Source organism: Streptomyces clavifer (assembly GCF_036345975.1).
Classification (GTDB): domain Bacteria; phylum Actinomycetota; class Actinomycetes; order Streptomycetales; family Streptomycetaceae; genus Streptomyces; species Streptomyces clavifer.
In genome coordinates this window covers 389,919-415,030 of sequence record NZ_CP107794.1, presented here as the reverse complement: position 1 = coordinate 415,030, position 25,112 = coordinate 389,919, and the positions used below count along the sequence as shown (strand labels likewise).

Here is a 25,112-nt window from a genome sequence, read left to right as displayed (position 1 = left end):
AGCGGTAGCGCCGGAACCAATAAGGAGATAGTCTCCGTTTCGCGGACGACAATACGGAGAGGGTCTCCGTATTGTCAATGGGAGGTGCAAGGCATGAGCGAGGGAGCAGTCGGCGGGCGTCGGCAGCGGACGGATAAGCAGCGCAATCGCACACACATCCTTGAGGTCGCGGAGGAGTTCTTCGCCGAGCAGGGCATCACCGGCTCCATGGACGCCATCGCCAAGCGGGCCGGGGTCGGCCCGGGCACCCTGTACCGGCACTTCCCCACCCGTGAGGCACTGCTGGCCGCTTTGCTGCATGCCCGCGACGAAGAGCTGGAGGCTTGTCGCGTTGCCATCCAGCGCGAGGTGACCGACTCCCGTGCCGCGCTCGCGCAGTGGCTTCAGGCGCTGAGTGCATGGGTGACCGCCTTCGACGGCCTGCCCGAGCCCCTGCGGGCCGCGCTGACCGAGGGCACGTCGCCTCTGGCGATCACCTGTCAGGGCTTCGTCACGACCACCGAGGAATTCCTCGGTGCGGCTCAGCGGGACGGCGCCGCCAAACCCTGGGTGCGGGGCCGGGACCTGTTCCTCAGCACACTGGCCACAGCCTGGGCGCGCGGCGCCGTCATGGCCGACGAGTCGTCGCCCGACGCGCTCGTCTCTCTCATGCGCATCGGGTGGGAGACACCCGCGAGGGAAACGGCGCCCGGAAGCGACGAAGGGCCTTCACGAGCGTAGGCGTGCTTCAGACCAGCAGCCGGCCACGTTGCCATGGGGGCGCCGTCACCACGTCGGCCGCAGCCACCTCCCGCACCCCCACTCGATGCAAGGAGACCCACTATGAAGATCGGCATTCTGGGCGTAGGCCACATCGGTAAGACCCTGACCCAGCGGCTCAGTGCCGCAGGGCATGACGTGAAGGTGGCCAACTCGCGCGGCCCGCACACGATCGAGGCTGATGTGCTGTCCTCAGGCGGGCAAGCGGTCACCGCGACGGAGGCCGTGGCGGACGCAGACGTCGTGATCCTCTCGATTCCCCTGAACCGTCTTCCGCAGGTCGCGCCGCTGATCGCAGACGTGCCGGCCGACACCGTCGTCATCGACACGTCGAACTACTACCCGGCGCGTGACAGCCGGATCGAGTCCATCGATGCCGGTCAGGTCGAGAGTTTGTGGGTCACCGAACAGCTGGGCCGTGCTGTCGCCAAAGCGTGGAACGCGATCGGTTCCCACTCGTTCTCGGCTAAAGGCAGGCCCGCAGAAGGCCCGGACCGCATCGCCATCCCCGTTGCCGCCGACCGCGACCGAGACCGCCAGGTGGCCATCGCACTGGTCGAGGACACCGGTTTCGACGCCTTCGACGCCGGGACGCTCGCGGACTCCTGGCGCCAGCAGCCAGGCGCACCGTGCTACTGCACAGACCTCACCCGCGAGGAGATGCCGGGCGCGCTTGCGGGAGCAGAAGCCGAGCGCCTGCCCAGGCGGCGGGACTTGGCCGTGGCCGCGATCCAGGAAAGGGTCGGAGACGCCGCCACTAACCCCGACTCGGACTACGGCGTCCGCCTGAACCGCGTCCTGTTCATGTGAGGCCAGGAAGTGTGCGCCGCACCCGGACACGGGATCGGCCGTCGATCGGTATAGGCCCCGCCCGCCCCGAACCCTCTTGGCCCCGGCGTCGGTCGACGCCGGGGCCAAGAGGGTTCGCGTGCAGCGCCCGGGCCGGTTGCTGCACGGGCAGGTGCTGTCAGAAGGTGCGCGCGGCGACCTTCACCCGCTGGGCCGTCCGCAGCGCGTCGCGCAGCTTGTAGGCCGGCACCGGAGCCGCGGGAGCCTGGAGCATGCGCTCGGCCGGCACGTCGGGATCTGCCAGGTAGATACGAGTGTAGGCGCCGGCCTCGGGCTCGAAGCGCCAGCTTTCGTCCAGGGCTCCGGCATCCACCGTGTCGAAGCCAAGTCGGCCGATCAGTTCAGCCGCCCGGGCCTTCGCGTCGGGGTCGCTGCCGGCGATGGGCAGGGCGCTGCGGTCCGGAGCCCCGGCGGGCCGGGCCAGCTGGGGGATGTGGTGGGCCAGGATGTTGTTGAAGGCCTTGACCAGCAGCGCGCCGGGCAGGAGCTGCTGCTCCAGCTCCGCCGTGGTCACCTCCTCGGAGTCGAGTTCGGTGATCCGGCCGTCGCGGTACGGGTAGTAGTTGCCGGTGTCCAGCACGGTCCTGCCCGTCAACAGGCCGGCGGGCAGGTCGCGGTACGCGGTCAGGGGAATGCTGAGCACGGTCGCTTCCCCGGCGCGGGCGGCCTCCTCGATGGTGCCTGCCGTGGCGCGCGGCCCCAGTTCCTCGATGAGGTCCGTCAGGCTCTCGGGACCGCGCGAGTTGGCGATCACCACCTCGATGTCCGCAGCCACCGCCAGCCGTGCGACGGCGGACCCGATGTTGCCGCTTCCGATGATTCCCAGGGTAGTCATCGTTGCTCCTCGCTTCCTTCATGTGTGCCCAGGACCGAGCGGTCCGGACGGTTTCGGTTCATTGCCCGCAGTGCCACGCACCTGGTGGAGCAGGGCGCGCAGGCCGTCTCGTAGTGCGGGCCGCGAACAAGGCCCGCAGTTGCCTTCCCCGATGTGCCGCCGGGCTACCGGGCCAGAGGTGTGTGGGTGCCGAAGGATCGTCGGTGATACGTGAGCGGTCCCGGGTATCCCTCGCCCGGCTCAGCGGCCATGACGTGGGCGAGCAGGATGGTGTGGTCCCCGGCGTCGGCACTGTCGGCCACCTCGGCGGCGATCCATGCGGCGGCATCCGGCAGCCGCGGCAGTTCCTCGCTCGGTGACCAGTCGATTCCCTCGAACTTGTCGGGTCCCGAGCGGGCGAAGACGGAGGCCAGGCCGACCTGATGGGCTCCGAGGACGTTGAGGCCGAAGCGGCCGCTACCCCGGATGACCGCCAGCAGTTGTGAGCGTTCGTCCAGCGACACCAGCACCATGGGCGGCGTCAGGGACAGGGACGTGAAGGCGCTGACTGTGGTGCCGTGCGGGCGGCTGCCGTCCAGGGCGGTGACCACGGCGACCGGAGACGCCACGGCGGCCATGACATCGCGGAACTCCTGCTGGGCCGCGGTGCCGGTTCGCGAAGACCGAACGGTGGACTTCACAGGTCGGCCGTTTCCGTGACGCGCGGGTCGAGCCCGTACTGCTCGCGGGCGTGGAGGTGGTCGCGCAGCGTGGGGCCTTCGTAGTCGAGGTGGAACAGGCCGCGTTCCTGCAGGAGGGGAACGACCTGGTCGACGAAGGCGTCGACGCCGTCGTGGTAGCCGTCGATGGCCAGCGAGAAGCCGTCGCAGGCCCCGGCCTCGAACCACTGCTGCATGTGGTCGGCCACGTCGGTGGCGGTGCCGGCCACGACCGGGTGGTAGTCGATGACGCCGTGGGCGAGCACGTCGCGCAGGGTCCAGCCCTCCCGGGCCACCGCCAGGGCGCGGGCGGAGCGCGGGTCGTGCGGGCTGGGCACCGCTTCGGCCAGCTGGTCCGCGGTCAGCGGCTCGTCGATCTGGCTGTGACTGAGCGGCAGGCCGATCATGCCGCCGAGGTAGCGGACGCGTTGGCGCAGGTCCACGGACTCGTCCAGGAACCGCCGCCGGTCGAGGGCGGCCCGGCGGGAGGCGGCGATGGTCGGCATGAAACCGGCGAACATCTTCACCTCGTCCGGGTCTCGACCGGCGCGCTCGGCCGCATCGCGAAGTGCCTGGCGCTGGGCCTGACCCTCCTTGATGGTGTAAGGGTTGACGTAGACGCCGTCGGCGTAGCGTCCGGCCAGTTCCAGGCCGTATTCGCCACCGCCCGCCTGGAAGATGACCGGCTGGCCCTGCTCGGAGGGCGGGATGGGCAGCGGGCCGCGGGAGGCGACGTGGCGGCCCTGGAGGCCTACCGGCTGGATCTTGTCCATGTCGGCGAACCGCTTGCCGTGCACGTCCAGGACCCACGCGTCCTTCTTCCAGCTGCCCCACAGCGCCTGCACGATCTGCACGACCTCGTGGGCCCGCTCGTATTTCTCCGCCCGCGGCGGGACAGCGCGGCCGTAGTTCGCCGCGGCGGCGGGGTCGGATGTGGTGACCGCGTTCCAGCCGGCCCGGCCGTGGCTGATCACGTCCAGCGCCTTGAACTGGCGGGCGAGGCTGTAGGGCTCGTTGAAGGTGGTGGAGGCGGTGGAGACCAGCCCGATCCGCTCCGTTTCGCGCGCTATGGACGTCATCACGAGCAACGGGTCGATCGCGAAATGCGGGACCTGGTGTTCGAGGTCCACATCCAGAACCGGAGTGTCCGCAAAGAACAGCAACTGGATCTTGCCTCGCTCGGCTGCCTGCGCGTACCGCACGAACTGGTCCATGTCCGTGTAGCTGCGCAGGTTCGCCCCGGGAAGGCGCCATGCCCCGGGTTCGGCTCCGTAGCCGCTGGTGAACTGCATGCACAGGAGCATCTGACGACTTGGCACGACTAGCCCTCCAGGCGGGACAAAGAAACGGAGGATGTCTCCGATTGCTCGCTTTGACGATACGGAGACATCCTCCGCATTGTCAAAGGAGGGCAGGCCCAGCTAGGAAGGAAAGGACAGTCGGCACATGGGAGCCGCAGGCGTACAGATACAGCCCTGGCCAGCGCGACATCGACGGGAAACTCCACACCTGCACCCCTTGGGCGTTCGCAGGCTCGCCAGCATCCCGAGGCCGTCCGGACGGTCGCATCCCGACCCGCTACTGCCAACGATTCGCCGGAGCGGGCCACGGAAAAGCCCCGGCCGCGCACGTCCAGCAGCCGGAGGCTTCGTCGTCACCCGGACCCGTGGGGAGGCGCCGGGAAACGGCCAGGGCATGGCAACGCAGCTACCCTCGGTGCGCTCGGTCCCGGTCAGCCGATCGAGCCTGGCGCGCGCAGAGCGCGCACCAGTCGAGCGCGGCCTCGGCAGCACCGCACGGCGCCTTCCACCGGTACGGACAACCGTCCCCCGCCTCCCCGGCCTTGTCGGCGAGTGAGACCGGGAGGCACCCAAAGGCGCGGCACTCGCCGGAACTGCAAAACGATCCATGATTTCCTGAATTCAGGACTAGGTGTACTGTCCTGAACGTGCTGACTGTTACCTCCGACATCGAGGTGCTGGCCAGGTTCGGCCGCGCGCTCGCAGACCCGATCCGCTGTCGCATCTTGCTCGCCCTATGCGACGCCACCGCCTACCCCGCAGACCTCGCCGACGCCCTCGGCATCTCCCGCACCCGGCTGTCCAACCACCTGGCGTGCCTGCGTGACTGCGGTCTGGTCGTCAGCGTGCCCGACGGTCGCCGTACCCGCTACGAGCTGGCCGACGAACGCCTCGGCCACGCCATCGACGACCTGCGCACCGCCGTGGTCGCCGTCGATGCCGACCGCACCTGCCCGGACGCGGACGAGAAGGGCTGCTGCTGATGGCCGCCGACATATCCGTAACGCTCGGACCCTCTTCCGCCCGGCGCGATGCGCTTACCCGCCGGATACGGTTCCTCGTAGCCGTGACCATCACCTACAACGTCATCGAGGCGATCGTCGCCCTCACGGCCGGGAGCCTCGCCTCCTCCACCGCCCTGATCGGCTTCGGCCTCGACTCCGTCATCGAGGTCTCCTCCGCCACCGCGGTCGCCTGGCAGTTCTCCGCCCGCGATCACGCCGTACGCCAGGCCCGTGAGCAGCGCACTCTGCGGATCATCGCCGTCTCGTTCTTCGCGCTCGCCGCGTACGTCACCGTCGATGCCGTCCGTGCGCTGGCCGGTACCGGCGAGGCCGAACGCTCCATCCTTGGCATCGTCATTGCCGCCCTCTCCCTCGCGGTGATGCCGTTCCTCTCGGCCGCCCAGCGCCGAGCGGGCCGTGAGCTCGGCTCGGCCTCCGCCATCGCGGACTCCAAACAGACCCTGCTCTGCACCTACCTGTCCGCCGTCCTCCTGGTCGGCCTGGTCCTCAACGCCACCCTCGGATGGTCCTGGGCCGACCCCATCGCCGCCCTCGTCATCGCCGCCATCGCCCTCAAGGAAGGCCGTGACGCCTGGCAGGGAAAGGGATGCTGCGCAGCCCCCGTTACGACAGTGTCGTCTGTTGAGGCATCGGCAGACGCGTGCGGTTGCCGCCCCGCCTGCGACTGCTGCGGATGAGCTCGATCTGCCGTCGACAACGTCAGGCTGCTGTCGGAACTCGGGTTATGGCTCAACTTCTGTGATGTGAGCGATCACACCGGTCTCTGAACGGAGCTGTGCCCGGCGTCTCGCAGCTCAGGCCGGTGGAGCAGGCTCTTGAAGGAGGCACTCGCGCTCCGATGTTGAGCCAGAACCCGTTCTTCATGGACAGGCCCAGGCAAGGACCTGACCACCGCCAGCACCTCCATGGAGATGCCTTTCCCGCGTCCTCTAACCCGTCCTTGTGGGCTTGGTCTTCCTCGCCGTCGGCAACCGTGTCAAACGGTGACCCACCACTCCCGTTGCGTGGATCCTGACGTCCAGTGCCCTTTGTCAGGCGGTACGGCCACCGCTCGCGCTGTGCTCGGATAGGGCGGCCCTGCGGCGAGGGAAGTCCGTGAGCAGCGGGCCGACCTTTTCCGGGGTGTACGGCGTGCCGGTGATGCCCTGGCCAGCCAGGGCGCTGAAGAGCTGGTCCGAGACCGGCGTCTCTCCCTCGTGGTCCAGGTGCTGGGACGCGGCGGCAGCGAGTGTCGTGGTCTGTGCGGGCTCGGCAGGGGCTGGGGCAGTCTGTCGCTCGGCCCGGCCGCTATGGGCTGACTGCGACGCGCTGTCGAACGGCGAGCGGCTACAGGCGGCTGAGACCGCCCTGGCGGTCGTGATCGGGCTCCCCACCGAGTGGTTCGAGAAGAGCCCTCACGGCAGCTTGCTGTGCGCGGCCAAGTCGGCGCACTACAGCCAGCAGAACCCCAAGTTCCTGTTCAGGTGCGCGAAGCTGAAGTCGAACGTCGCGCTGGAGCACCTGGTCATCGTTTAGCGGTCGCCGGCCTGGAGCTGACTGCTCGCTGGGCGTAGGTATCACCGCCCTGGATGAGTATGGGCAAGCCGGGTCTGCCGGGCTGCGGGGGCCAACCGGTCCCCGCCGCGCCGTCCGTTACTGCCCGGCCGCGGCTTTTGCATTCTCTTTCCATCACCCGCTGGACCGCACTGTGTGCCATCTGGTCTCGCGGCGCGCGGCGCGAGCCGCTGAGGCCGACTGGCGGGGCGGGCGCGGCTCCGGTCGTCGAGGCCGCAACGGCGCAGCACAGCCCGCAGTCCGCGCCGGCGGCGGTCCCGGCGACGCGGTGCGCCGTGGGACCGCCGTGAGGAGCGCGACAGGACGCGCCACGGCGGCGTGGTCTGCACCTGCGATCTCATCAAGCGGTACGGACCGAGCTCCGAGCTTGACGGCTACTGGCTTCCGGCTTCGACCGGACCCCGGGTCCGTACAGGGGCCGTGGTCTCGCACGGAGTCTGTCGGAGGAGGCAGCGCGCCATGGCGCGTGACGACGGTGGTGAGCAGGCAGCTATTGGCCGCGGCAGGTTCTGAGGTAGCTGAGGAACGATGCCTGCAGCCCGGTCACGTGCGTTTCGTGCATGAGTGCGCTGGTGACGGAGCCGTTGCGTGCGGTGAGGTGGTGGAGGAACGTGGCCGCGTTCTTCGCGAGGTTCTGGTAGACCGCAATGTCTCCGAGGATCTCCCGGTCGTTGAAGGTCACGTGAAGCTTGGTAGCTGGCAGAGTGTCACCCATGGCTTGAAGAAGGGCGAAGACCTGGCTGTCCTCGTTGATAATGCCAGGGCTGCCCGCGCCGATGCTCTCGAAGAAGGTGCTGTTGGTGAGCCAGGCGTAGAGACTGAAGAGTCCGCCGTAGGAGTAGCCGAAGAGGCCGTGACCGCTCGGGGCGGTGCCGTAGTCGCGTTCGATCCGCGGGTGCAGGTCGTCGGTGATGAAGTTCAGGAACATATCCCCGCGGCTGTCGCGCAGTTCAGCGAGGTAGGCGTCGGCTTGTTCTCGTGTCATCGTGCCAGTTTCGATCCCCATCTCGACGGCATCGATGAACTCCTTCGCGATGGGTTCGCCGGGGGGAACGAGGTCGCGGTTGCGCAGGCGTTCCCAGTGCTCCGCCTCCTCGCCCGCGTAGCCCACGCTGACCTGGACGTATGGCTGGATCGACTGCATGGGGTCGAGTTGCGTGACGATGAGTGGGGCGGTCATGCCCACGGTCCAGTTGCCGTCGAGGACGTACACGACAGGTGCTTGGGCCGTGGCAGGGTCGTAGTTCGGTGGCGTGGTGACCCAGATGCCGTAGTCGTGCCCACCGCTGGAGCGCATCTCGAAGTAGTCGGTGTGGGCGAGGCAGCCTTGCCACATGGTGCTCATATGGGGTCCTTCACGGTGGGGCCGGCCTGGGTGACGAGGACGGCGTCGGCGGGGGCGAGAGCGGATTCGGGTCTTTGGGGAGGTTGCCGTTCCACAGAACGGGGTCTGCCTGCGCGCCGCGCTGGGGGCGCCGAGCTGGGGCATGCGGCCGTTCTCGACAGCGTCATCGAGGTTGCCGGGACCGCGCCCCGATCCATCGACGGATGCAGCTCGACTGGCTGAGCAGGCCTCATGGTCGATCCTCCGCCGTTGCGAGCTGACTGCGATCATGTGCGAAGCAGCACGGGACCGCGTATCATTCTTTTCCAATGGAAAAACTATAGGAGTGATTCTGTCAACTTCAGACCCCAAGGGCAGCGCGCCGCGCGAGCGGCTCCTGGCACGGCTTCTCGACGCCTTCAGCGGAACCCTCCCCCCGCCGGAGATGTCGCTCCGTGGGATCGCCGCCCGGGCCGAGACCAGCCACGCCCTGCTGCGCTACCACTTCGGGTCGCTCTCGGGCACCCTGGCAGCCATGCTCACGGCGCAGCGGTTCCGTGACAACGAGACGCTTCTGCAGGCAGCCCAGCAGGGCACCTTCGACGATTTCGTCGCGGCGATCTGGCGTACGTACACCCGGCCGGAAGAGCTGTCGCGTGTCCGGGGCTTCTTCCACGTCGTCGGACTGGCCGCGTACGAACCTGAGAAATTCCGTGAGTTCGTGGAGTCGATCGGCGACCTCACCGTGATGCTGTCCTCACTCGCGGAACGCGAAGGGCTCGACACGAAGGAAGCGAGGAATGTGGCCACCGTCACCGTCGCCGCGATGCGCGGCCTCCTTCTGCAGGAGGTCCTGACTCCCGGAACCCGCCCGGAGGATGCGGTCACCTTGATCCTGCGCATGAAAAGGGGCCGGCCCGATCCGCGATCACATCCGGAGCGTCCGGAGCGTTAAGGGCGTACAGATCATTGACTTGGCTTCTTGATCTTTCATAAGGGCAGGTCAGAAGCGAGGAACGTCGTGATGTCGGCTGGTGTGCGGAAGCGGGCGGTGGAGGCGCCGACACGGGGGCCGTGTGCTTCGAGGAGTAGGCAAATTTCCTGATTCGCTCGGCAGATGATCACGGCGGAGACGCCGAACAGTTGACCCAAGAGGTCCATGGTGGCGAGTTTGCGCAGGTGGAGCACGGTGGCGGCACCTGTGCCCGGTGCGACGAGAGGCTCGTGCCCACGACGTGCGCGGAGCACGTCCTCGCGTTGAGCCTCCAAACGAACGCATCAGCGTCCTGTTCGCGATGCTCCGCGACGGCACCCTCTACAACCCCGAGCCCTCCACCGTCACCCTCGCAGCATGAGCACGACCAACAACCCCAGAACCGACGGCACCGTCTTGACTACCGACATAGAGGCACCCGAAGAATCTCCGAGACGCCTTCCCTCCGCTCCTCGATCCCCAGGGCATGGACGAAGACGTCCTCGCCGAGGCCGCCGCCGAAGCGCGGGCCTTCGGCGCCGGCCCGGCGGCCGCCGTCGACGAGCTGGTGCGCGGCCTGCTCGGGCAGTTGGCCGACTGGCAGCAGTCGATCGGCGAGCTGGGTTGCGCGCTCACCACGGCAACTGAAGGCCGACCGCTACCCGGCTGGTCCACCGACGCCGGCCGCACCGAGGACATCGGGGGGCGCCAGGCCCGCACCACGCTGCTGGAGGCCGTCACACGCCACCATCACGCTCGCCTGCTCGCCTGCTCGCCGCCATCGTCGAGCTCGACGATGCGCTGGAGCTCGTAGCTACCCGTAACGAGCGCTTCAGGGGCGCGGTCATCCCAGAAGGCTGCGCGGTCAGCGCCGGCCGCCGCCGATGCGGCGGCCGTCGGCCAGTGCAGTAAGCGGGCCGAACACGCGGGTAGCCGGTCCTCACGTCAGAATCTCGCCACAGCGGGCCGGGAACTCCTTGGGGTTGAACTCGGGCATGGTCCAGGTGCCAGTGCCCCGGTCCCACAGCCACAGGTCCCCGTCACCGTCGACCACAGTCGGCGGGACCAGTATGGGCGCATGCGCCGAATTCTACGGGCGGGGGCTGACAATCGCGTCGACTGCGTCCAGGGCCAGCTGCCATGGGAACGGCAGCTTCTCGCCCGGCTGGTTCGGGACGAAGCCGCCCTCGCCGTAGAGCACCTCGATGCCCATCGACCGCAGGGCATCCACCGACCAGTGGAACTGCGGGTGCTGCGCATAGGCGGCGTTGACGCACGGAATCGCCACCGTCGGAATCTCCTTGCCGATCGCCTCCGCGACGACGCCTACGACGAACCTGTCCGTGAGTCCCAGCGCCCAGTGATTGACCGAGTTGAACGTGGCAGGAGCGAACAGGATCACGTCCGCCGGTGGCCATGCGTCCGGCTGTCCCGGCAGCTTGTAGTTCAACCGCACCGGGTGCCCGGTGAGCTCCTCCAGGGCAGGCAAATCGGCCTCCAGCCACTTGGCGGCGGAGGGCGTCAACCCCAAGCACACATCCCATCCCCGCGACTGGGCTTGCTTGATGACGCCAGACATCTCAAGGACCGGAGGAGCAGCAGAACCGAACAGATACAGAGTCGCCATGGGGCCCAGTCGACCATAGGCAACCGCCCCCGATGTGCGTGGAATCGGGGGCGATGCAGGCTCCGGCGCGCGGAGGCGGCGGTACCGTTCCAGATGACGAGTCAGGAACGGAGACCAGTATGCGCAGACTGGACGACGACCACACAGGCACCCGCATCAAGGAGCAGCGGAAACTCGCCCGCCTCACCCAGCGGCAGTTGGCGGACCGGCTCCCGTACTCCTACAGCCTCCTCAACCAGGTCGAGTGCGCCGCCAAGCCGGCGAATCTCGACTTCGTGGCGGCCGTTGCCAGAGCCCTGCGGGTCGACGTCACCGTACTGACGGGACAGCCCTACGTGACCGAACTGCAGCAGGACCGCCTCGCCGGACTCGTCCGCCCTATCAGGGAGGCACTCGACCTGTACGACCTGGGGGCCGACGACGCGATCGAGGAGAAGCCGACCGCCCAGCTGGTGGCCAGCGCCGAGTACCTGTGCGCGCAGGTGCGGGCAACGCATCTCCGGAACGCGGCCCGACTGCTGCCCGTGACAATCGCGGACCTGACGACCGCGGCGTGGCGGACCCAGTCGACGGAGCTGTGGCAGGCCCTGGCCTCGACGTACCGGACCGCCCACGATGTCTCGGTGAAGCTCGGCTACTACGACCTGTCTAGCGTCGCCCTGGACCGCATGGACTGGGCCGCGCACCGGGCATCCGACCCGTGCCTCTCCGCGATCCGCCAGTACATGCGGGCGCTCGTCTATTTCCGGGAGGGCGAGTACACCATCGGGCAGCGCCTCGTCGCCGCTGGCCACTGCATCGTCGGCGCCGCCGAGCAGACCCGGGAGGCCGTCGCGGTCACCGGGCAGCTGCACCTCGGGGCGTCCGTCATCGGCGCCCGAGCCGAGGACCAGGCCGCGGTCGACACCCACATCGCCGAAGCAAAGCGGTGCGCCGCACAAACCGGAGACGCCTCCGAGATTCACTGGCTGTCCTTTGGACCGACGAACGTCGCCCTGCACCGCATGTCCGCGGCGGTCGAGATGCGGCAGTACGACGAGGCGCTCGACCAGGCCCGGCAGATCAGCTTGCCGCCGGCCCTCGCGACGTCGAGGCGCGCGCACTTCCTCATCGACAAGGCCCGGTCCGAGATGGAGACCGGCCGCACCGAGGCGGCGCTCGGCAGCATCGTCGAAGCCCGCCACGCCGCCCCGGAGCAGACCCGCTACCACCCTGGCGCCCGGGAGACCATCAAGGGCCTGGTCCACATTTCCCGGCGCACCCCGGACTCTCTCGGCCACATGGCTGCCTGGATCGGTCTGTAATTGCATGCTCACGCTCTGACCTGGCCACGCTCACGGATCTGTGAGCGTTACGTCCTTCCCCGCGGGTCACCCTGGTCTCGTACCTGATCAACGACGAGCCGAGGACGACGTGACCGTGAGGAACTTACCGCCAGTCGCCGAGTTGACGAGGCAGCAGCAGCGCGGCTGGGTATGCGTCTGGTGCAGCGCGGCGCTTCACACGGGTACCGCCCTGGACCTCGGCGAGCAACGCCACCAGCCGACGGAGGGGTGCGCGTACTCGTGGTTCCCGCGGGCCTGCCCTGATTTGGTGGCCTGCGCCGAACGGGAGCCCGCACCGTGACCCGCTGCGTAAGCGACGGTGGCAGCCACGACTTCCCCGTCGAGGACTCCGTGCAGGCGTACTGCCCGGAGCACGGGGTCCGGTTCGTCTGGAAGTGCCCGAAGTAGCCGAGCTGGTGGTGGACCCGCCAGGTCCGCTTGAGGAGGGTGGCGGCGATGCCCTGGCCGCGGGCATGTTCGGCGCAGCCAGGCCGTGGATCTTGTCGAGGAAGAGACTCAGGGCCATGGCCTTGTCGGCCGGGTAACCGTTGTTCATGGCCATGTCGATGGGGGTGCCGGGAGCGGAGCCGTCGTGGGTGCGGACGGCGCCGGGAGCGAGGTAGCGGGCGTTCAGACCGATGGGCGCCACGTCGCCTGCGTTGGGGCCGGAGCGGTGCAGCAGCGCGACGCCCGGAAGAACGGCGTCGCCTGCCGCGACCGGGACGGGAACAGCGTTGCCATGCCAGAACCCGTCCTCGGCCAGGACGGCTTGGTCCGCGCGGCCACGTCGCTGTCCGTGCTCGGTCTCCAGTTCATGCGACAGGTAGCCGAGTTCGTTGGAGCCGGGGCGATGTGCAGGCAGCCGTTCACCACGGTGGTTTCGGTGAGGGCGAGTCAGGCCGGCACCGACGCTGCGGGCTCAACGAGTCACCCCGCCAGATCGCAACACCGGGTTGCGGCACTAGCCTGCGGTGGTGGCCGGGATTGAGTTGAATGAGTTGATCGTTGCTGACGGCGCGGCGCTGCGTGCGTGGCTGCTGGACAACCACACCGCCTCTCCTGGCGTGTGGCTTGTCCTGACGAGGAAGGGCGGCTGCGTTACCACGTTGACCTGGCAGCAGGCGGTCGACGAGGCACTGTGCTTCGGCTGGATCGACGGGCAGGCCCGCAAGCGCGACGAGGAGAGTTCCTGGCGGCGGTTCACCCCGCGTCGGCCCCGCAGCGTCTGGTCCCAGCGCAACGTTGCCAACGTGGCCCGGTTGGAGGCGGCCGGCCTGATGCTGCCCGCCGGCCGGGCCGCTGTGGACGCTGCGAAGGCCGACGGGCGGTGGACGGCCGCCTATGCGCCGTCATCGGAAGCGGAGGTACCGGCCGACCTACGAGCCGCGATCGCCGCCGACCCGGCGGCGCAGGCGATGTTCGAGGTGCTCACCAAGAGCAACCGCTTCGCCCTCATCAGCCGGGTCAATGCCGTCAAGCGGGCCGAGACGCGCACCCGGAAGATCGCCGAGTGCGTGGCGATGCTGGTCCGGCACGAGACAGTCCACCCGCAGCGAGCCAAGCCGACGGACCCGCCGACGTCGTGACCGGGCGTCTGCCGGAACGGACAAAACCGCACTCCGGATCATGGAACCGGGCGTGCTGGAGCGGCGGCTGCGCTGCGAAACGGAGGGCTCCCGGCGTACGCACGACGAAGGCCACCCTCCATGCCCGCAGGAGTGGCCGTCGTTGGGTCAGCATCTTCTAGAGCCGACGCAGCTCGTTTCCCTCCGCATCGAGCGTGACCACGGGGCCGGGCGACCAGATGGAGATGCCACCTTCCAGTACACAATCTCCAGTTCTTGGGCGTCGGCCTCCTCGACACGTGCGGATACGGTCTCGGAGGGCCCGAGCTCATAGAGCTCGTAACACGATCTTGTTGATGTTGGCTGGTGGGGCGTTACCGGTGTGACGATTCGGCCGTTCGTGAGGGTGTGGGTACTCGACCGTGGATCGTGGACGATGAGTTGTGGGCTCTGATCGAGCCGTTACTGCCGCCGTGGCCGGAGCGGTCGCCGGGGCCGAGGCCGGTGTCGGACCGGCTCTGCCTCCAGGGCATCCTGTTCGTCCTCTACAACGACATATCCTGGCAACTTCTGCCCTCCGAGCTGGGGTTCGGCTCGGGGCAGACGTGCTGGCGCCGGCTGGACCGGTGGCAGAAGGCAGGGGTCTTCGACCAGCTGCACCGGGTCCTGCTCGCTGAGCTGAATGCGGCTGGTGAACTCGACTGGTCACGTGCGTGTGTGGACGGTTCCCACATCCGTGCGAAAAAGGGGGAGCCGACACCGGTCCGTCGCCGGTCGACCGGCGGAAGACGGGCAGCAAACACCACCTGATCTGCGACGGACGCGGCGTCCCGCTCAAGGTCATCACGACCGCGGCCAACGTCAACGACGTCACCCAGACCCTCGCCCTGGTCGACGGGATCCCTCCCGTCTCGGGCCGTCCCGGCCGCCCCCGCCGACGGCCCGACGCCCTGCTCGGCGACTCCAACGCACACCGCGACGAGCTCCGTCACCGGCGGATCCTGCCCGTCATCTCCCGCAAGGGATCACCCAACATCAAGGGCATCGGCAAGCTCCGCTACGTCGTGGAGCAGACCTTCGCCCTGCTCCACCACTCACTTCAAACGCCTTGCAGTCCGCTGGGAACGCCGGACTGAACTCCACGACGCCTTCGTTTCCCTCGCCTGCAACCTCATCTGCTGGAGACGACTCAAGAAGGCCCGATCATGATCGTGTTACGAGCTCATAGGTCTCCCCATTTGGCCGGCACCTCCGAGACCTGTCGCGAGGTTTTCCGACTCGCAGGGGCATCAATTTGGAAAAGGATCCTTGAAGGCTTATTTCCTCGTACGTAACCTCCGCTGTAGCACGAACCGGATCATCACATCCTTAATCATCCCCTTGCGCCCATACCTCACCTGAGTTAGGAAAAGGCTTACTAAGCGTAGTTTCATTGACGGCAATGCGTGCGAAAACTGGACCGCACCCCGCTTGTTCAAGCCAAAGTTTCCATGCGCACTCATGCACTGTGGGATGCGTCACAGACATGATCGTCGACTGTGAATAACTTGTTCCTTCTGGCCGACAATTGCGTGAGGGTCTCGAGGTTCTGGTTGCACGTCCATAGAAAGGCTACCTATCTCCATGAGTGCAACGATCTGAAACGGGCTGTCAGTTGTCGTCATAACTTGAATAGCAAATTCTGCACCGACGGCTGCGGCTTCGGATGACGGATCGCCCTTGACAAAAGGAGCCCCTGTAACCGCATATGTGGCGGGCGTGGACGTCACCGGAAGGGTGCCCGCCGAAACGATAAAAACCATCGCGGTCGCCTGCGGCAACAGCATGGGTGCCGACGGCATCGGCATACGGGAAAAATTCCGAGGACACCAATCCGGTAATCCGATCAATCCCGCACTGCAAAGCCGTCCTTGCAATCTGATTCGCATCGTCCGGTCCAGTAGGTTGCTGTGAATGCTGACAAATCGTTCGTCGTGACCGGTTCGATTCCCCATTTCCCGCACATATCGAAGAATCGAAGGAGCGGATTGCCACCATGGTTGACGAAATGGTACTTCAAGCCCAAAAGTGGGTTAACGCGACGTACAAGAGTGTCGCCGGCTACAACGCCGTGACGGAGGACGGGAAGACCGGATGGAGCACCATGTACTCCCTGACACGGGCGTTGCAGCATGAACTCGGAATCACAGTGCTCTCCAACGCCTTTGGTCCCACGACTTTGTCTACGTTAGCCGCTAGGGGGGATATCAAGGTCGGCGAGCCGAACAAGAACATAGTCAAGATCATCCAGTGTGGCCTTTGGTGTAAGGGTTACACCGGCGGTGCCATCGACGGGGAGATGTCCAACGCCACTCTGTTCGGCTTCAAGACAATGATGGAAGACATCGATCTTCCGCCGGAAAAAATCGGACCCTTCCTTCCGGCCAAGGTCTTCAAGGCCCTGCTCACCATGGATGCCTATAAATTCCAGTCCGGCGGATTGGAGCAGATCCGCCTCATGCAGCGGTGGCTCAACCGCATGTACTGGGAGAAGTCGACCTTTTTTATCGGGCCGTGTGATGGGTTCTTCTCCCGTGACGTGCAGCAGGCCCTGATGAAGGGAATCCAGTATGAGTCAGGAATTCCCGAGGGCTCGGCCAATGGCGTTTTTGGTCCCGCCACTGAAGCGAGCCTACGAAACCATGTGCTCGCCGAAGGAGACTCTGGGACCTGGGTGCAGCTTTTCTCCGCCGCTTGTGTGGGAAATGGTCCCTCCAACACAAGTGGCGACATCGCTAGCTTCAGCTACGAATTCGGCCCGAAGCTCGCTAGCTGGGTGAGGAAATTCCAAAGCTTCTCCGCGATTGGCGAGACGGGCAAGGCGGACTTTGACACATGGGCTCAATTGCTGGTTTCTTACGGCAACCCCGACAGGTTTGCCGACTGCTGTGACACCCGCTTCACCATCACCTCCTCCCGGGCGAAGGCTCTCTACGCTGCTAAATTCCGCGCAGTAGGTCGCTACCTTGACGAGCCGGCCGGGAGCACCCTGAACAAGGAGATACAGCCCGGAGAGCTGGACGCGATCTTCTCCGCCGGCCTGAACGTCATCCCGATCTGGCAGTACGATGCGCGGAAACTTGCAGACTTCTCGTATCCCAATGGGTTCTCGCACGGGCGCAAAGCTCACGAGCGGGCCGAAGGCTATGGATTCAATCGGAGTACTGTGATCTACTTCGCGGTTGACTACGATGCCACGCAAGCGGATATGGATAAGATCGTCGACTACTTCATCGGCGTGAACGACGCCCTGAAGAGCAACGGCAGCAAGTACATCACTGGCGTGTACGGTTCGCGGAACGTTTGCGCAAGCGTGTCCGCGGGCGCCTATGTTCCGTACGCGTACGTCTCTGGTATGTCCTACGGGTTCTCCGGCAACCTCGGATTCCCGCTCCCGCAAAACTGGACGTTCAACCAGATCAAGGAGTTCGACTTTTCTGCGGGTGCTGACACCTTCGCGCTTGACCGTGTGGCACGTCGCCCCGGCTCCGACTTCGGGCAGAGCTCAGTCAACCAGTCGGGAAGTGCATCAGTCGATGAGTTCATGACGTACGTCCAGAAGGTCTATGACGCCGCCGTCGCGTATGGAAAAGGCAACGCGAATGAACTGTCCCTGCAGTTCATGCGCTGGGACAAGTACACCGACTCTCGCTGGGCGGCGCTTTTCGGTGATGTGGACAGTGCGTTCTTTCAGTTCGCGCGCGACCGGGGACTCGGCCGCTCGCGGGATCTGGCGTACCTCGACCCGTCGATGGGTGGCACTATCAACCCGGACCACCTGATTGCCAGTGCCGCAGGATATTTCCTCAAGGGGAATGTGGGAGTCGGCAATGCGAATCGCGCCGATCTCGCCAGTTGGGGTGGGGACCTGCTCACGTTCTACGGCGAATGGAGTCGTTCGGACAATGCATCCCCGCTGGACTTCTGCCAAAAGACGCTGGCTAGGCCCGACGTTGCGTCCACGTTCTCACTCGAGGACCTGATCGAGGACATTGACGGGTTCACGGTAGCGACAGCGCTGAAGGCGGGCAGCACAAACATCGTCACCGAACTTAGGAAAATTTTGCTCGGTGGTGGTCACATGACGCGTTTCAGTGACTTCAAAGCGACCAGGTTCGGCAACACCACCGACGGCGTCAAGAAGACGGCAAAGGCATTTCTCGAGGACCAGATCGACGATACTTTGCTGTCAAAGACGCGTACACTGCTGATTCAGCGGAACTGCCCGCTCCTCAAAGAGCCCTGGAACGAGCCCGACTCTATAATGGACGAGTTCTACCGAGGATTCGCAGAAGTTCTGCAGCGTCTCATCGACCAGGAAGTGACCCGCTGAAGCAGGTGTCTCGGGCGGCGGGCTGCAGCTGTTGTCCAGACTCTAACGGAAGCGTATTTACGCCAAGCATGCGCATTCTGCACCACAGCTAGGATGACAGTAGAGGCACACGGTCGTACCCGTCGAAAACGGCAGGCCGGGTGACTTTCCCTGCCATGGTGAAGCACATGGCGCGGGAGACCGAAAAACTACTTTGCTCCGCGTGTCTGCGGAAGCGGATCAGGAGAATGGGACGCAATGCCGACGCCTTTGATGGGCCTGCTCCTACTCATTAGTGTGGCGGCTGTGCCGGCCTGCATCCTGGTGATCGTTCTCATGCTGAGAAACCCGCCCCGCTCGCTGTCCAGGATCTGTGCGGTTCTCGCCCTGATCTTTGGTTTTTCGGCTACGGCCGTGTACTGCTACGGCTGGTTCTCCGTCACCCTGGGGGGGCCGTTCCCGGAGCTGTGCGAGGACAGGCACACGTCCGGCGCCCAGTTGGCGAGCCTGAAGCAGGATTTCTGGCCCCTCCGCAACGCCTGTATCTATGCCGACGGCTCGACGGTGGAGCACGTTTCCTCATCGATCAACGTGTTCGTCTACGTGCTGGCCGGTCTTGCCGTCGCCATGGCCTGTGCCGCGTTCCTGTACCGGCGGGCACGAAACATTCCCGAAGGGACCTCATGACCACCGAACTTTCGCGTCGCACCATACTCAAGCAACTCACAGGCGTCGTCGCTGGAGTCGCCCTGATCTCCGGCGGCGACGCACTCTTGGCTCCCGCCACCGCTGTCGCCGCGGATACCACGTGGCGCCAATCGTATTCTGCGAACGGCTGGAGCATCTCGACCGCCCGCGCTTCGTTCACCAGTAACTGCGACATCCAGGGAACCGGCCTGACCGTCGTCCTGCGTGAAGGAGACACCGCAACGGTCCTGGCCTACCTGGCACAGCGCTTCCACTACGACGTCGCCCGGCTGGAGAGCGAGCGCGGCGAGATCGTCGGATACCGCGCCCGTCACGAGGTCAGGGCGGAATTCGAGTCCAACCACCTGTCAGGAACCGCTCTCGCGCTGTATCCGGAAAGCTTCCCGCTGGGAGCCACGGGCAACTTCTACCCGTACCAGGTGACGGCGATCCGCGACATCCTGGCGGAACTCAGAGGCGTCGTGAAGTGGGGCGGTGACATGAGGCCGGCCATGGAATCCATGTTCTACATCGACGTGCCGCCGGAGTCGCAGCAACTTAAGCAGGTCGCAGCGACGCTCCGAGAATGGCAAATCACTCCGAGTAAGGGCGCTGGGACTCAAAACGTCGAGGACCCCAAGCGCATCAAGGCGTCGAAGGCACTCACGAAGAGGCAGAAAAGCTAGGCGTTCTGTCCACAGAAGTTGGTTGCGGTGACAGTGAGCTGTTTCCAACCCTCCCCCGTCAGGTTGGAAACAGCTCAGTTGGGGCGCACCGGATGAACCGCGCGGCGCTGTCCTACCTAAGAGCTCGTAACACGATCTTGTTGATGTTGGCTGGTGGGGCGTTACCGGTGTGACGATTCGGCCGTTCGTGAGGGTGTGGGTACTCGACCGTGGATCGTGGACGATGAGTTGTGGGCTCTGATCGAGCCGTTACTGCCGCCGTGGCCGGAGCGGTCGCCGGGGCCGAGGCCGGTGTCGGACCGGCTCTGCCTCCAGGGCATCCTGTTCGTCCTCTACAACGACATAGCCTGGCAACTTCTGCCCTCCGAGCTGGTTCGGCTCGGGGCAGACGTGCTGGCGCCGGCTGGACCGGTGGCAGAAGGCAGGGGTCTTCGACCAGCTGCACCGGGTCCTGCTCGCTGAGCTGAATGCGGCTGGTGAACTCGACTGGTCACGTGCGTGTGTGGACGGTTCCCACATCCGCGCGAAAAAGGGGGAGCCGACACCGGTCCGTCGCCGGTCGACCGGCGGAAGACGGGCAGCAAACACCACCTGATCTGCGACGGACGCGGCGTCCCGCTCAAGGTCATCACGACCGCGGCCAACGTCAACGACGTCACCCAGACCCTCGCCCTGGTCGACGGGATCCCTCCCGTCTCGGGCCGTCCCGGCCGCCCCCGGAGAGGCGCGTCCCGCCGCACCTATTTCAATTACGCGAACAGTCGATCCACTTCTTTTCCGCCTTGATCAATAACGATGACATCCCCGTATATCCAAACCGAAACGCCTCCAACCCAGTAGGTGATCTCTATTTCATCAATCCTGGATGAGGAGAATTCAAGGAACATGAATTCTTCTGGCTCTAGCTCATAGCTAACCCCAAGCGGCTCGACCATCAGCGTGAAGCCGACCGTCCGGTCAGCTGCGACCTTGATCCTGCTCATGCGTCATCCCTCGATCTAGCCGTCATGACCGTACGCGTCAATAATTCGCTGGAGCAGCTTGACGCGACCTGCAGCACTCGGGTTCTGAGGACGGAGTGCATCAGCATTTACATAGAACTTGCGAAGCCTAAGCGCGTCGGAAAGTGAGGCTTGACCACGAAGCGTCTCCGCACTCGGAGACTCACTCAGGGCTTTCGTGACGCCGTCCGGCGAACCTCCCCAGATATTCCTGCCAACACTCGCGGCCGTCGGACCTCCATCCAACGGCCTAGTGCCATTTGTCCCGGGCATTGGCACGGATCCGTCAGAATTTACGTCGGGCTTAAAGCAGTTCGCATTGTGAACGAGTACCGGGGTCTCGCCCGCCAGCACATAGTACGTATGCAGGTCCGCGACCGTCAGGTTGTGCACCGTGGCGGGCTGGCGAACGTGCGCGACGTCCGTGATGCGGACGCTCTTCCCTGCGGCCGTGCGCAGCTTCTGGCCGGCCGTCAGCTCGCCCGCGTCGACCCAGCGGTCGAGGTCGGGGACCCAGAACGGGTGGCCGTCGGTCGCGGTTACCTGCACCGGCTCGTCGTCGAGCGTGACGGTCACCAGGTCCTTCAGGCCGTCGCCCGTGATCTCGGCGGTGACCTTCCTGGCCACGGTCCGGCCGGTTGCCGGGTCAGTCGCCAGGACTTCGTCGCCGATCCGGACGTCCTCGATGGCCCTGGTGGTGCCGTCCGATCGGCACCGCGCCCAGGCCGCCACCCGCCTAGCCGCTGGGCTGTTGATATCAGTGGCGGCCTCGTCGCTGCAGCCAGCACATCTACGAGCCGCTGCCGGACCACCTTGCTGAACGGGCTGCGGCTTGTGTTCCGTCGGACCTACGATGGATATTCGTTCTGTTCCGGGAGGCACCCGTGGCACCGCACCGCCCCGACTATCCCCCGAAGACCCCACCGCCGCCAAAGAAGCCGGTTGAAGCTCCCCGCCCAGCCCCGACGACTCAGCCAGAACCGACGAATGCCGTGGAGTCTCTGTGTTCGAAGCAGGAGGATGAGCAGGGCGCGACGAGCCCGGTCGCTATCCGCGGCCGCCGCGCCCGCAACTGGCCTTATGAGGCCAGTGAAACCGTCGCCGGCCGCGCGGGGCGCGTAGCCGAGGACGCCGTGACCCGATGGGGATACAAGGTCACGGGGCATCAGGTTCAGGCGGTAGTGGAGCTTCTGTTCCGTGCGGCAGCGGAGGACGGAGGCCGACGGCTTTCCGTGCACTTGGCGGACGACGAGGATCATGGCCAGGTTCTCATGCTCGTGATCAGCCACCTGCAGGGCATGCCTGCTGGCGACGACGACCAAGTCCTGAGAGAAGCACAGCATATGCGTGCGCTGGCCTCTCTCGGGCCCCGCGACGTGGGTGTCGAGACCACAAGCGAGAGTCGGCGTTGGTGGGCCGGGCTCGATCTGCCTCGTCCTGGTGTCCCGTGTTCACTGGGCAGCATGCCAGCTCGGGCGATCTCCCGAGGGCCCCGAAAGATGGAACGGCCCCCCGTCAGCACCTGATCCCAGCCCTGCTACGGCGTATCCACTTCGGTACCTCTCGTTCCTGCTGTTTCGTCCTGGCCGCCCGCCATGGCGACGGGCACCTTGCCGAAGGGGTCTCGCTGCGCGTCCCGGGCCGGACGTACGTACACCTTTCGCGAAATCGGTGACTCCTTGACCCAGCCGCCGTGAGCGACCTTCACGCTCGGAGCGACCTCGGGCGGCGGAACAGCGTCAGGATTGGGCCCTGGTGATCGCACTGGTAAGCGCCACGCGAAAGACGCCATTTAGCTCGCGCGCCGATGCCCACGCGCCCCGTAGGGTGGTCTGATGTTCGACCGCCTGGAGATCAAGGTGTTGCCACCGGGGACCCGGTTCCCTGCTCAGTTGCGGTTCTTGGTCGACGGCGAGGACGTGGTCGAGGAAGCGGTCGGCGAGGGTGGCCACGGGCCATACGCGGCTGATGCGCTACAAGCCGACTGCCCCAGCTCTCTTCGGGCGACCGGCGAAGCTCGGCGTCTGGAGCTGGGGGAACCGGACTGCACCGGAGGCTGCTGCGGATCTCTGACAGTGGTCGTCCAGCGGGTCGGGGAGATCGTGCGTTGGTCGGACTGGGAAGTTCCGTGGGCTGCGCACACCCCTGTGCCCCGCCCTCCGCCGGAGCTCCACTTCGACGCGTGTCAGTACGACGCCGAAGTGGCTCGCGCTGAGTCGGACCACGGTTGGCAGATGCACTCGTAGCCCATCGCGTGGTCGATGTGCTCCCGCCGCGTGAAGCTGGGCCGCCGGCCGAGTGGCTGATCCGTCACCGAGGCGTGGAGGTCATCTGCCGGGCCCCAGCCGGTGCATACGCCGAGGGTGGCAGGCGCAGGTCCCCCCAACGCCCTGCAGGTCGCTGACCGGTTCCATCTGTGCCAGGGCCTCGGCCGCCCGCCGCGACTGCCTACGCAGCCGTCACCCAGCGGAACACTACTGGAGTCAGTGGCTGTTGTTGCTCCGATCTTGAGCGGTGTCGCTCTAACGGAAGTCTCAGTATCGGGTGACCATGGTGGGTGCCGGGTATGAGAAATCGGCGTATATGGTCGTCTCGACACAGATCGTCGCTTGAGATTCGCTGTGGTCCCCAAGAGTGTCGCCCCTACTCGGATCGTCGACGCGCGAGATGGACAATGATGTCGGCGGCGATCTCGACTGTCTTGGGAAGAACCCCCGTGATCGCGTCGTACGCCTGCTGTCGCCTCGATTGCGGAAGTTGGAGATACGCCGAGACCGTCGACAGGTAGCCCACGTAGCCAGAGGCGCTCGTCGTCAAGCGCCGCTTGACGACGGACTGCTGAACGTCGAGGAACAACAAAGACCGCTGCAGTTCCGTGCCCGGCCACTGCATTTCCTCGTCAGGATCAGTCCCGTCGGGAGACGGAACCTCGTCGCTTTCCAGGAACGGCGCCCGCGCCGCACGCACACGCTCCGCAACAGCTGGGTCAGCCGGGTGAACCTGGCCACCGAATGAGGCGAACACGCCCTCCGGATTCAGTAGCGCGGCCGCTCTTGACCACCGACCCTCTAGGCGTGTCCAGTGCAGGGCTGCCGCCGCATAGATCAATTCATAGATCTCACCTGGCCGCAGGTCCTCGAACGCGGCCCGCACGGTCGTCACGTTCGCGGGCACGGTCTTGTTCAGCTCGGCGAGCATGGCAGCGTCGGGCTCCGTCGCCGTGACCGCGACGCCATGGTCAGCGAACAGGCGGGTTGCTTTACCTGTCCCCGCACCGATCTCCAGGGCCGTCCGGACCGGCCGGCCCGCGTACGTCATCACCAAGTCGAAGAGCTCCTTGGGATACCCCGGCCGGTACCTTTCGTAGGCTTTTGCGGTTGCGCCGAAGCTCAGTGCACGAGCAGACATGCCGACCATCCTCACACGAGCGGGGCAGACAGCGCTTGGCAGCGCTCAGCGGCTTGGCCGTCCGATCTTGAGGAGCGCCGGTCGAACGGGAGCCTCGATCGGGTGAGTGCAGCGGCCGCCGTGCATGAAAGCAGGGCCTCTTGGTAGCTCGAAGGGTGTCTATCTACGCCAAAGAGCGGTCCGGAGGCCCTGTTCTCGCAGTTCTACGGCATCGCGGGAGCGGGGTCCACTTCGGTCACTCTCGCGTGTGAATGCCTGGCACACCGGTTCGGGAACGCCGCCGACCACAGGGTCCGTGCACGCCGCTACCCGACGGACATGTCCGATGCGAAGTGGACGGTGGCGCGGCTGCTGCTGCCGGTGCCGGGCTGGCTGCGCGGGCGGGGCGGGCAGCCGGAGGCATACTGCCACCGCGCGATACTGGACGCGATCCGCTACCTCGTCGACAACGGAACGAAGTGGCGGGCCATGCCGGCCGACTTCTCGCCGTGGGACCGGGTCTACGCCTTCTTCCGCCGCTGGCGCGACCACGATCTGGTCAAGGAGTTCCACGACCGGCTCCGTCGCAAGGTCCGCGAGCAGGCCGGGCCAGACCCAGAGCCGAGCGCGGGCGTGAGCGACTCTCCCAGTCCATCAAGGCGGACGCCGTCGTCGGCCATGACAGCCGAAGCTTCGACGGCGGCAAACTGATTAACGGCCGCAAGCGGCACGCCGTGGTCGACACCCTCGGCCTGTTGCTGGGGGTGATGGTCACCGCCGCGGACATCGGCGACCGCGCCGCCGGGCAGGACCTGCTCGCCCAGGTCGCCGCCGCGCACCACCGGCTCGCTCTAGTCTGGGCCGACGGCGGCTACACCGGCAGCCTCGTCGAGTACAGCCCCGCCGCCCTCGCCCTGGTCCTCGCCATCGCAAACGCAGTGACGACATGCGCGGCTTCGTCGTGCTGCCCAAGCGGTGGATCGTGGAGCGGTTCTTCGCCCACCTGATGCGAAGCCGCCGCCTCGTGCGCGACTTCGAACGGTCCACCGGTAGCGCGGAAGCGATGGTCTACTGGTCGATGACCCTGCTCATGACCCGCCGCCTGGCCCGGCCACGGGGCTCGTGTGCGTCTGGTAATGCGCGATCCGCGCCGCCGCCTGGATGT

At 66.0% G+C, this 25,112-nt stretch carries 23 protein-coding genes and 4 pseudogenes; 16 read left to right on the top strand and 11 right to left on the bottom strand.

All coding sequences use genetic code 11. From position 1 onward, the window contains the following. Positions 1 to 93 precede the first annotated feature (93 nt). Complete coding sequence (locus tag OG927_RS35550) at positions 94 to 720, top strand: TetR/AcrR family transcriptional regulator (protein ID WP_330321608.1); 627 nt, start codon at positions 94 to 96, stop codon at positions 718 to 720. 33 nt (positions 721 to 753) lie between these two features. Continuing rightward, a complete protein-coding gene (locus OG927_RS35545; RefSeq protein WP_330321607.1) occupies positions 754 to 1,569 on the top strand; it encodes an NADPH-dependent F420 reductase in 816 nt (271 codons plus the stop codon). A 157-nt stretch (positions 1,570 to 1,726) separates the two neighbouring features. Here the strand turns inward: OG927_RS35545 and OG927_RS35540 are convergent, their stop codons facing one another. The 3 genes from OG927_RS35540 to OG927_RS35530 form a co-directional block, all read right to left on the bottom strand. Next, on the bottom strand, positions 1,727 to 2,443 hold the full coding sequence (locus tag OG927_RS35540) for an NADPH-dependent F420 reductase (RefSeq protein WP_330321606.1): 717 nt from the start codon (positions 2,441 to 2,443) through the stop codon (positions 1,727 to 1,729). Positions 2,444 to 2,607: 164 nt separating this feature from the next. After that, entirely contained in the window at positions 2,608 to 3,060 is a 453-nt protein-coding gene (locus OG927_RS35535) for a flavin reductase family protein (protein WP_330321627.1), read from the bottom strand. Positions 3,061 to 3,119: 59 nt separating this feature from the next. Beyond that, complete coding sequence (locus OG927_RS35530; protein ID WP_330321605.1) at positions 3,120 to 4,433, bottom strand: NtaA/DmoA family FMN-dependent monooxygenase; 1,314 nt, start codon at positions 4,431 to 4,433, stop codon at positions 3,120 to 3,122. A 656-nt stretch (positions 4,434 to 5,089) separates the two neighbouring features. On the opposite strand from OG927_RS35530, the gene OG927_RS35525 reads away from it, so the two are divergent. The 3 genes from OG927_RS35525 (at position 5,090) to OG927_RS35515 (ending at position 6,982) form a co-directional block, all read left to right on the top strand. Continuing rightward, positions 5,090 to 5,425 carry an ArsR/SmtB family transcription factor gene (locus OG927_RS35525; protein ID WP_330321604.1) on the top strand — a complete coding sequence of 112 codons (336 nt, stop codon included), beginning with the start codon at positions 5,090 to 5,092 and terminating at the stop codon, positions 5,423 to 5,425. Next, entirely contained in the window at positions 5,425 to 6,144 is a 720-nt protein-coding gene (locus OG927_RS35520) for a cation transporter (protein WP_330321603.1), read from the top strand. The genes OG927_RS35525 and OG927_RS35520 overlap by 1 nt, the downstream gene beginning before the upstream one ends. 679 nt (positions 6,145 to 6,823) lie before the next feature. Beyond that, complete coding sequence (locus OG927_RS35515) at positions 6,824 to 6,982, top strand: hypothetical protein (protein WP_330321602.1); 159 nt, start codon at positions 6,824 to 6,826, stop codon at positions 6,980 to 6,982. A gap of 529 nt (positions 6,983 to 7,511) precedes the next feature. Here OG927_RS35515 and OG927_RS35510 read toward each other — a convergent pair. Continuing rightward, on the bottom strand, positions 7,512 to 8,366 hold the full coding sequence (locus tag OG927_RS35510; protein WP_330321601.1) for an alpha/beta hydrolase: 855 nt from the start codon (positions 8,364 to 8,366) through the stop codon (positions 7,512 to 7,514). Positions 8,367 to 8,691: 325 nt separating this feature from the next. Here OG927_RS35510 and OG927_RS35505 point away from each other — a divergent pair, with 325 nt between their 5' ends. Beyond that, positions 8,692 to 9,300, top strand: a complete 609-nt coding sequence (locus OG927_RS35505; protein WP_330321600.1) for a TetR/AcrR family transcriptional regulator — start codon at positions 8,692 to 8,694, stop codon at positions 9,298 to 9,300. Positions 9,301 to 9,335: 35 nt separating this feature from the next. On the opposite strand, the pseudogene OG927_RS35500 reads toward OG927_RS35505, so the two are convergent. Then, positions 9,336 to 9,614: pseudogene (locus OG927_RS35500) on the bottom strand (ISAzo13 family transposase); the annotation flags it as partial. A 191-nt stretch (positions 9,615 to 9,805) separates the two neighbouring features. Between OG927_RS35500 and OG927_RS35495 the strand changes: the two are divergent. Next, positions 9,806 to 10,132: a hypothetical protein gene (locus OG927_RS35495; protein WP_330321599.1), complete on the top strand. Its 327-nt coding sequence runs from the start codon at positions 9,806 to 9,808 to the stop codon at positions 10,130 to 10,132. 276 nt (positions 10,133 to 10,408) lie between these two features. Here OG927_RS35495 and OG927_RS35490 read toward each other — a convergent pair whose 3' ends face one another. Then, on the bottom strand, positions 10,409 to 10,945 hold the full coding sequence (locus OG927_RS35490; RefSeq protein ID WP_330321598.1) for a flavoprotein: 537 nt from the start codon (positions 10,943 to 10,945) through the stop codon (positions 10,409 to 10,411). Positions 10,946 to 11,064: 119 nt separating this feature from the next. Between OG927_RS35490 and OG927_RS35485 the strand changes: the two genes are divergently transcribed. Further along, entirely contained in the window at positions 11,065 to 12,249 is a 1,185-nt protein-coding gene (locus OG927_RS35485) for a helix-turn-helix domain-containing protein (protein WP_330321597.1), read from the top strand. Positions 12,250 to 12,931: 682 nt separating this feature from the next. Here the strand turns inward: OG927_RS35485 and OG927_RS36160 are convergent. Next, a pseudogene (locus tag OG927_RS36160) lies at positions 12,932 to 13,081 on the bottom strand (hypothetical protein); the annotation flags it as partial. A gap of 163 nt (positions 13,082 to 13,244) precedes the next feature. Between OG927_RS36160 and OG927_RS35480 the strand changes: the two are divergent. Together OG927_RS35480 and OG927_RS35475 are read left to right on the top strand one after the other, a co-directional pair. Further along, positions 13,245 to 13,856 carry a YdeI/OmpD-associated family protein gene (locus tag OG927_RS35480; RefSeq protein ID WP_330321596.1) on the top strand — a complete coding sequence of 204 codons (612 nt, stop codon included), beginning with the start codon at positions 13,245 to 13,247 and terminating at the stop codon, positions 13,854 to 13,856. Positions 13,857 to 14,243: 387 nt separating this feature from the next. After that, a pseudogene (locus tag OG927_RS35475) lies at positions 14,244 to 15,044 on the top strand (IS5 family transposase). A gap of 308 nt (positions 15,045 to 15,352) precedes the next feature. Here OG927_RS35475 and OG927_RS35470 read toward each other — a convergent pair. Then, the gene (locus OG927_RS35470) at positions 15,353 to 15,661 is read right to left on the bottom strand and encodes a hypothetical protein (protein WP_330321595.1); all 309 of its coding nucleotides are present in this window, start codon (positions 15,659 to 15,661) and stop codon (positions 15,353 to 15,355) included. 209 nt (positions 15,662 to 15,870) lie between these two features. Here OG927_RS35470 and OG927_RS35465 point away from each other — a divergent pair, with 209 nt between their 5' ends. The 4 genes and pseudogenes from OG927_RS35465 to OG927_RS35450 all read left to right on the top strand — a co-directional run. Then, complete coding sequence (locus OG927_RS35465; protein WP_330321594.1) at positions 15,871 to 18,207, top strand: glycoside hydrolase domain-containing protein; 2,337 nt, start codon at positions 15,871 to 15,873, stop codon at positions 18,205 to 18,207. A gap of 237 nt (positions 18,208 to 18,444) precedes the next feature. Continuing rightward, complete coding sequence (locus OG927_RS35460; protein ID WP_330321593.1) at positions 18,445 to 18,873, top strand: hypothetical protein; 429 nt, start codon at positions 18,445 to 18,447, stop codon at positions 18,871 to 18,873. After that, a complete protein-coding gene (locus tag OG927_RS35455; RefSeq protein WP_330321592.1) occupies positions 18,870 to 19,559 on the top strand; it encodes a hypothetical protein in 690 nt (229 codons plus the stop codon). Before OG927_RS35460 ends, OG927_RS35455 begins: the two co-directional genes overlap by 4 nt. A 195-nt stretch (positions 19,560 to 19,754) precedes the next feature. Next, positions 19,755 to 20,276 (top strand): annotated as a pseudogene (locus tag OG927_RS35450) (IS5 family transposase); the annotation flags it as partial. 32 nt (positions 20,277 to 20,308) lie between these two features. On the opposite strand, the gene OG927_RS35445 reads toward OG927_RS35450, so the two are convergent. From OG927_RS35445 to OG927_RS35435, 3 genes are all read right to left on the bottom strand, one after another. After that, positions 20,309 to 20,542, bottom strand: a complete 234-nt coding sequence (locus OG927_RS35445; protein ID WP_124283466.1) for a hypothetical protein — start codon at positions 20,540 to 20,542, stop codon at positions 20,309 to 20,311. 15 nt (positions 20,543 to 20,557) lie between these two features. Beyond that, positions 20,558 to 21,292, bottom strand: coding sequence for a polymorphic toxin-type HINT domain-containing protein (locus OG927_RS36155; RefSeq protein ID WP_392929753.1), 735 nt, complete (start codon positions 21,290 to 21,292; stop codon positions 20,558 to 20,560). Between the two features lie 1,911 nt (positions 21,293 to 23,203). Further along, complete coding sequence (locus OG927_RS35435) at positions 23,204 to 23,968, bottom strand: class I SAM-dependent methyltransferase (RefSeq protein ID WP_330321591.1); 765 nt, start codon at positions 23,966 to 23,968, stop codon at positions 23,204 to 23,206. A 318-nt stretch (positions 23,969 to 24,286) separates the two neighbouring features. On the opposite strand from OG927_RS35435, the gene OG927_RS35430 reads away from it, so the two are divergent. Together OG927_RS35430 and OG927_RS35425 are read left to right on the top strand one after the other, a co-directional pair. Beyond that, a complete protein-coding gene (locus OG927_RS35430; protein ID WP_330321590.1) occupies positions 24,287 to 24,658 on the top strand; it encodes a transposase in 372 nt (123 codons plus the stop codon). A gap of 23 nt (positions 24,659 to 24,681) precedes the next feature. Beyond that, positions 24,682 to 24,954, top strand: coding sequence for a transposase (locus tag OG927_RS35425; protein WP_330321589.1), 273 nt, complete (start codon positions 24,682 to 24,684; stop codon positions 24,952 to 24,954). Positions 24,955 to 25,112: the final 158 nt, after the last annotated feature.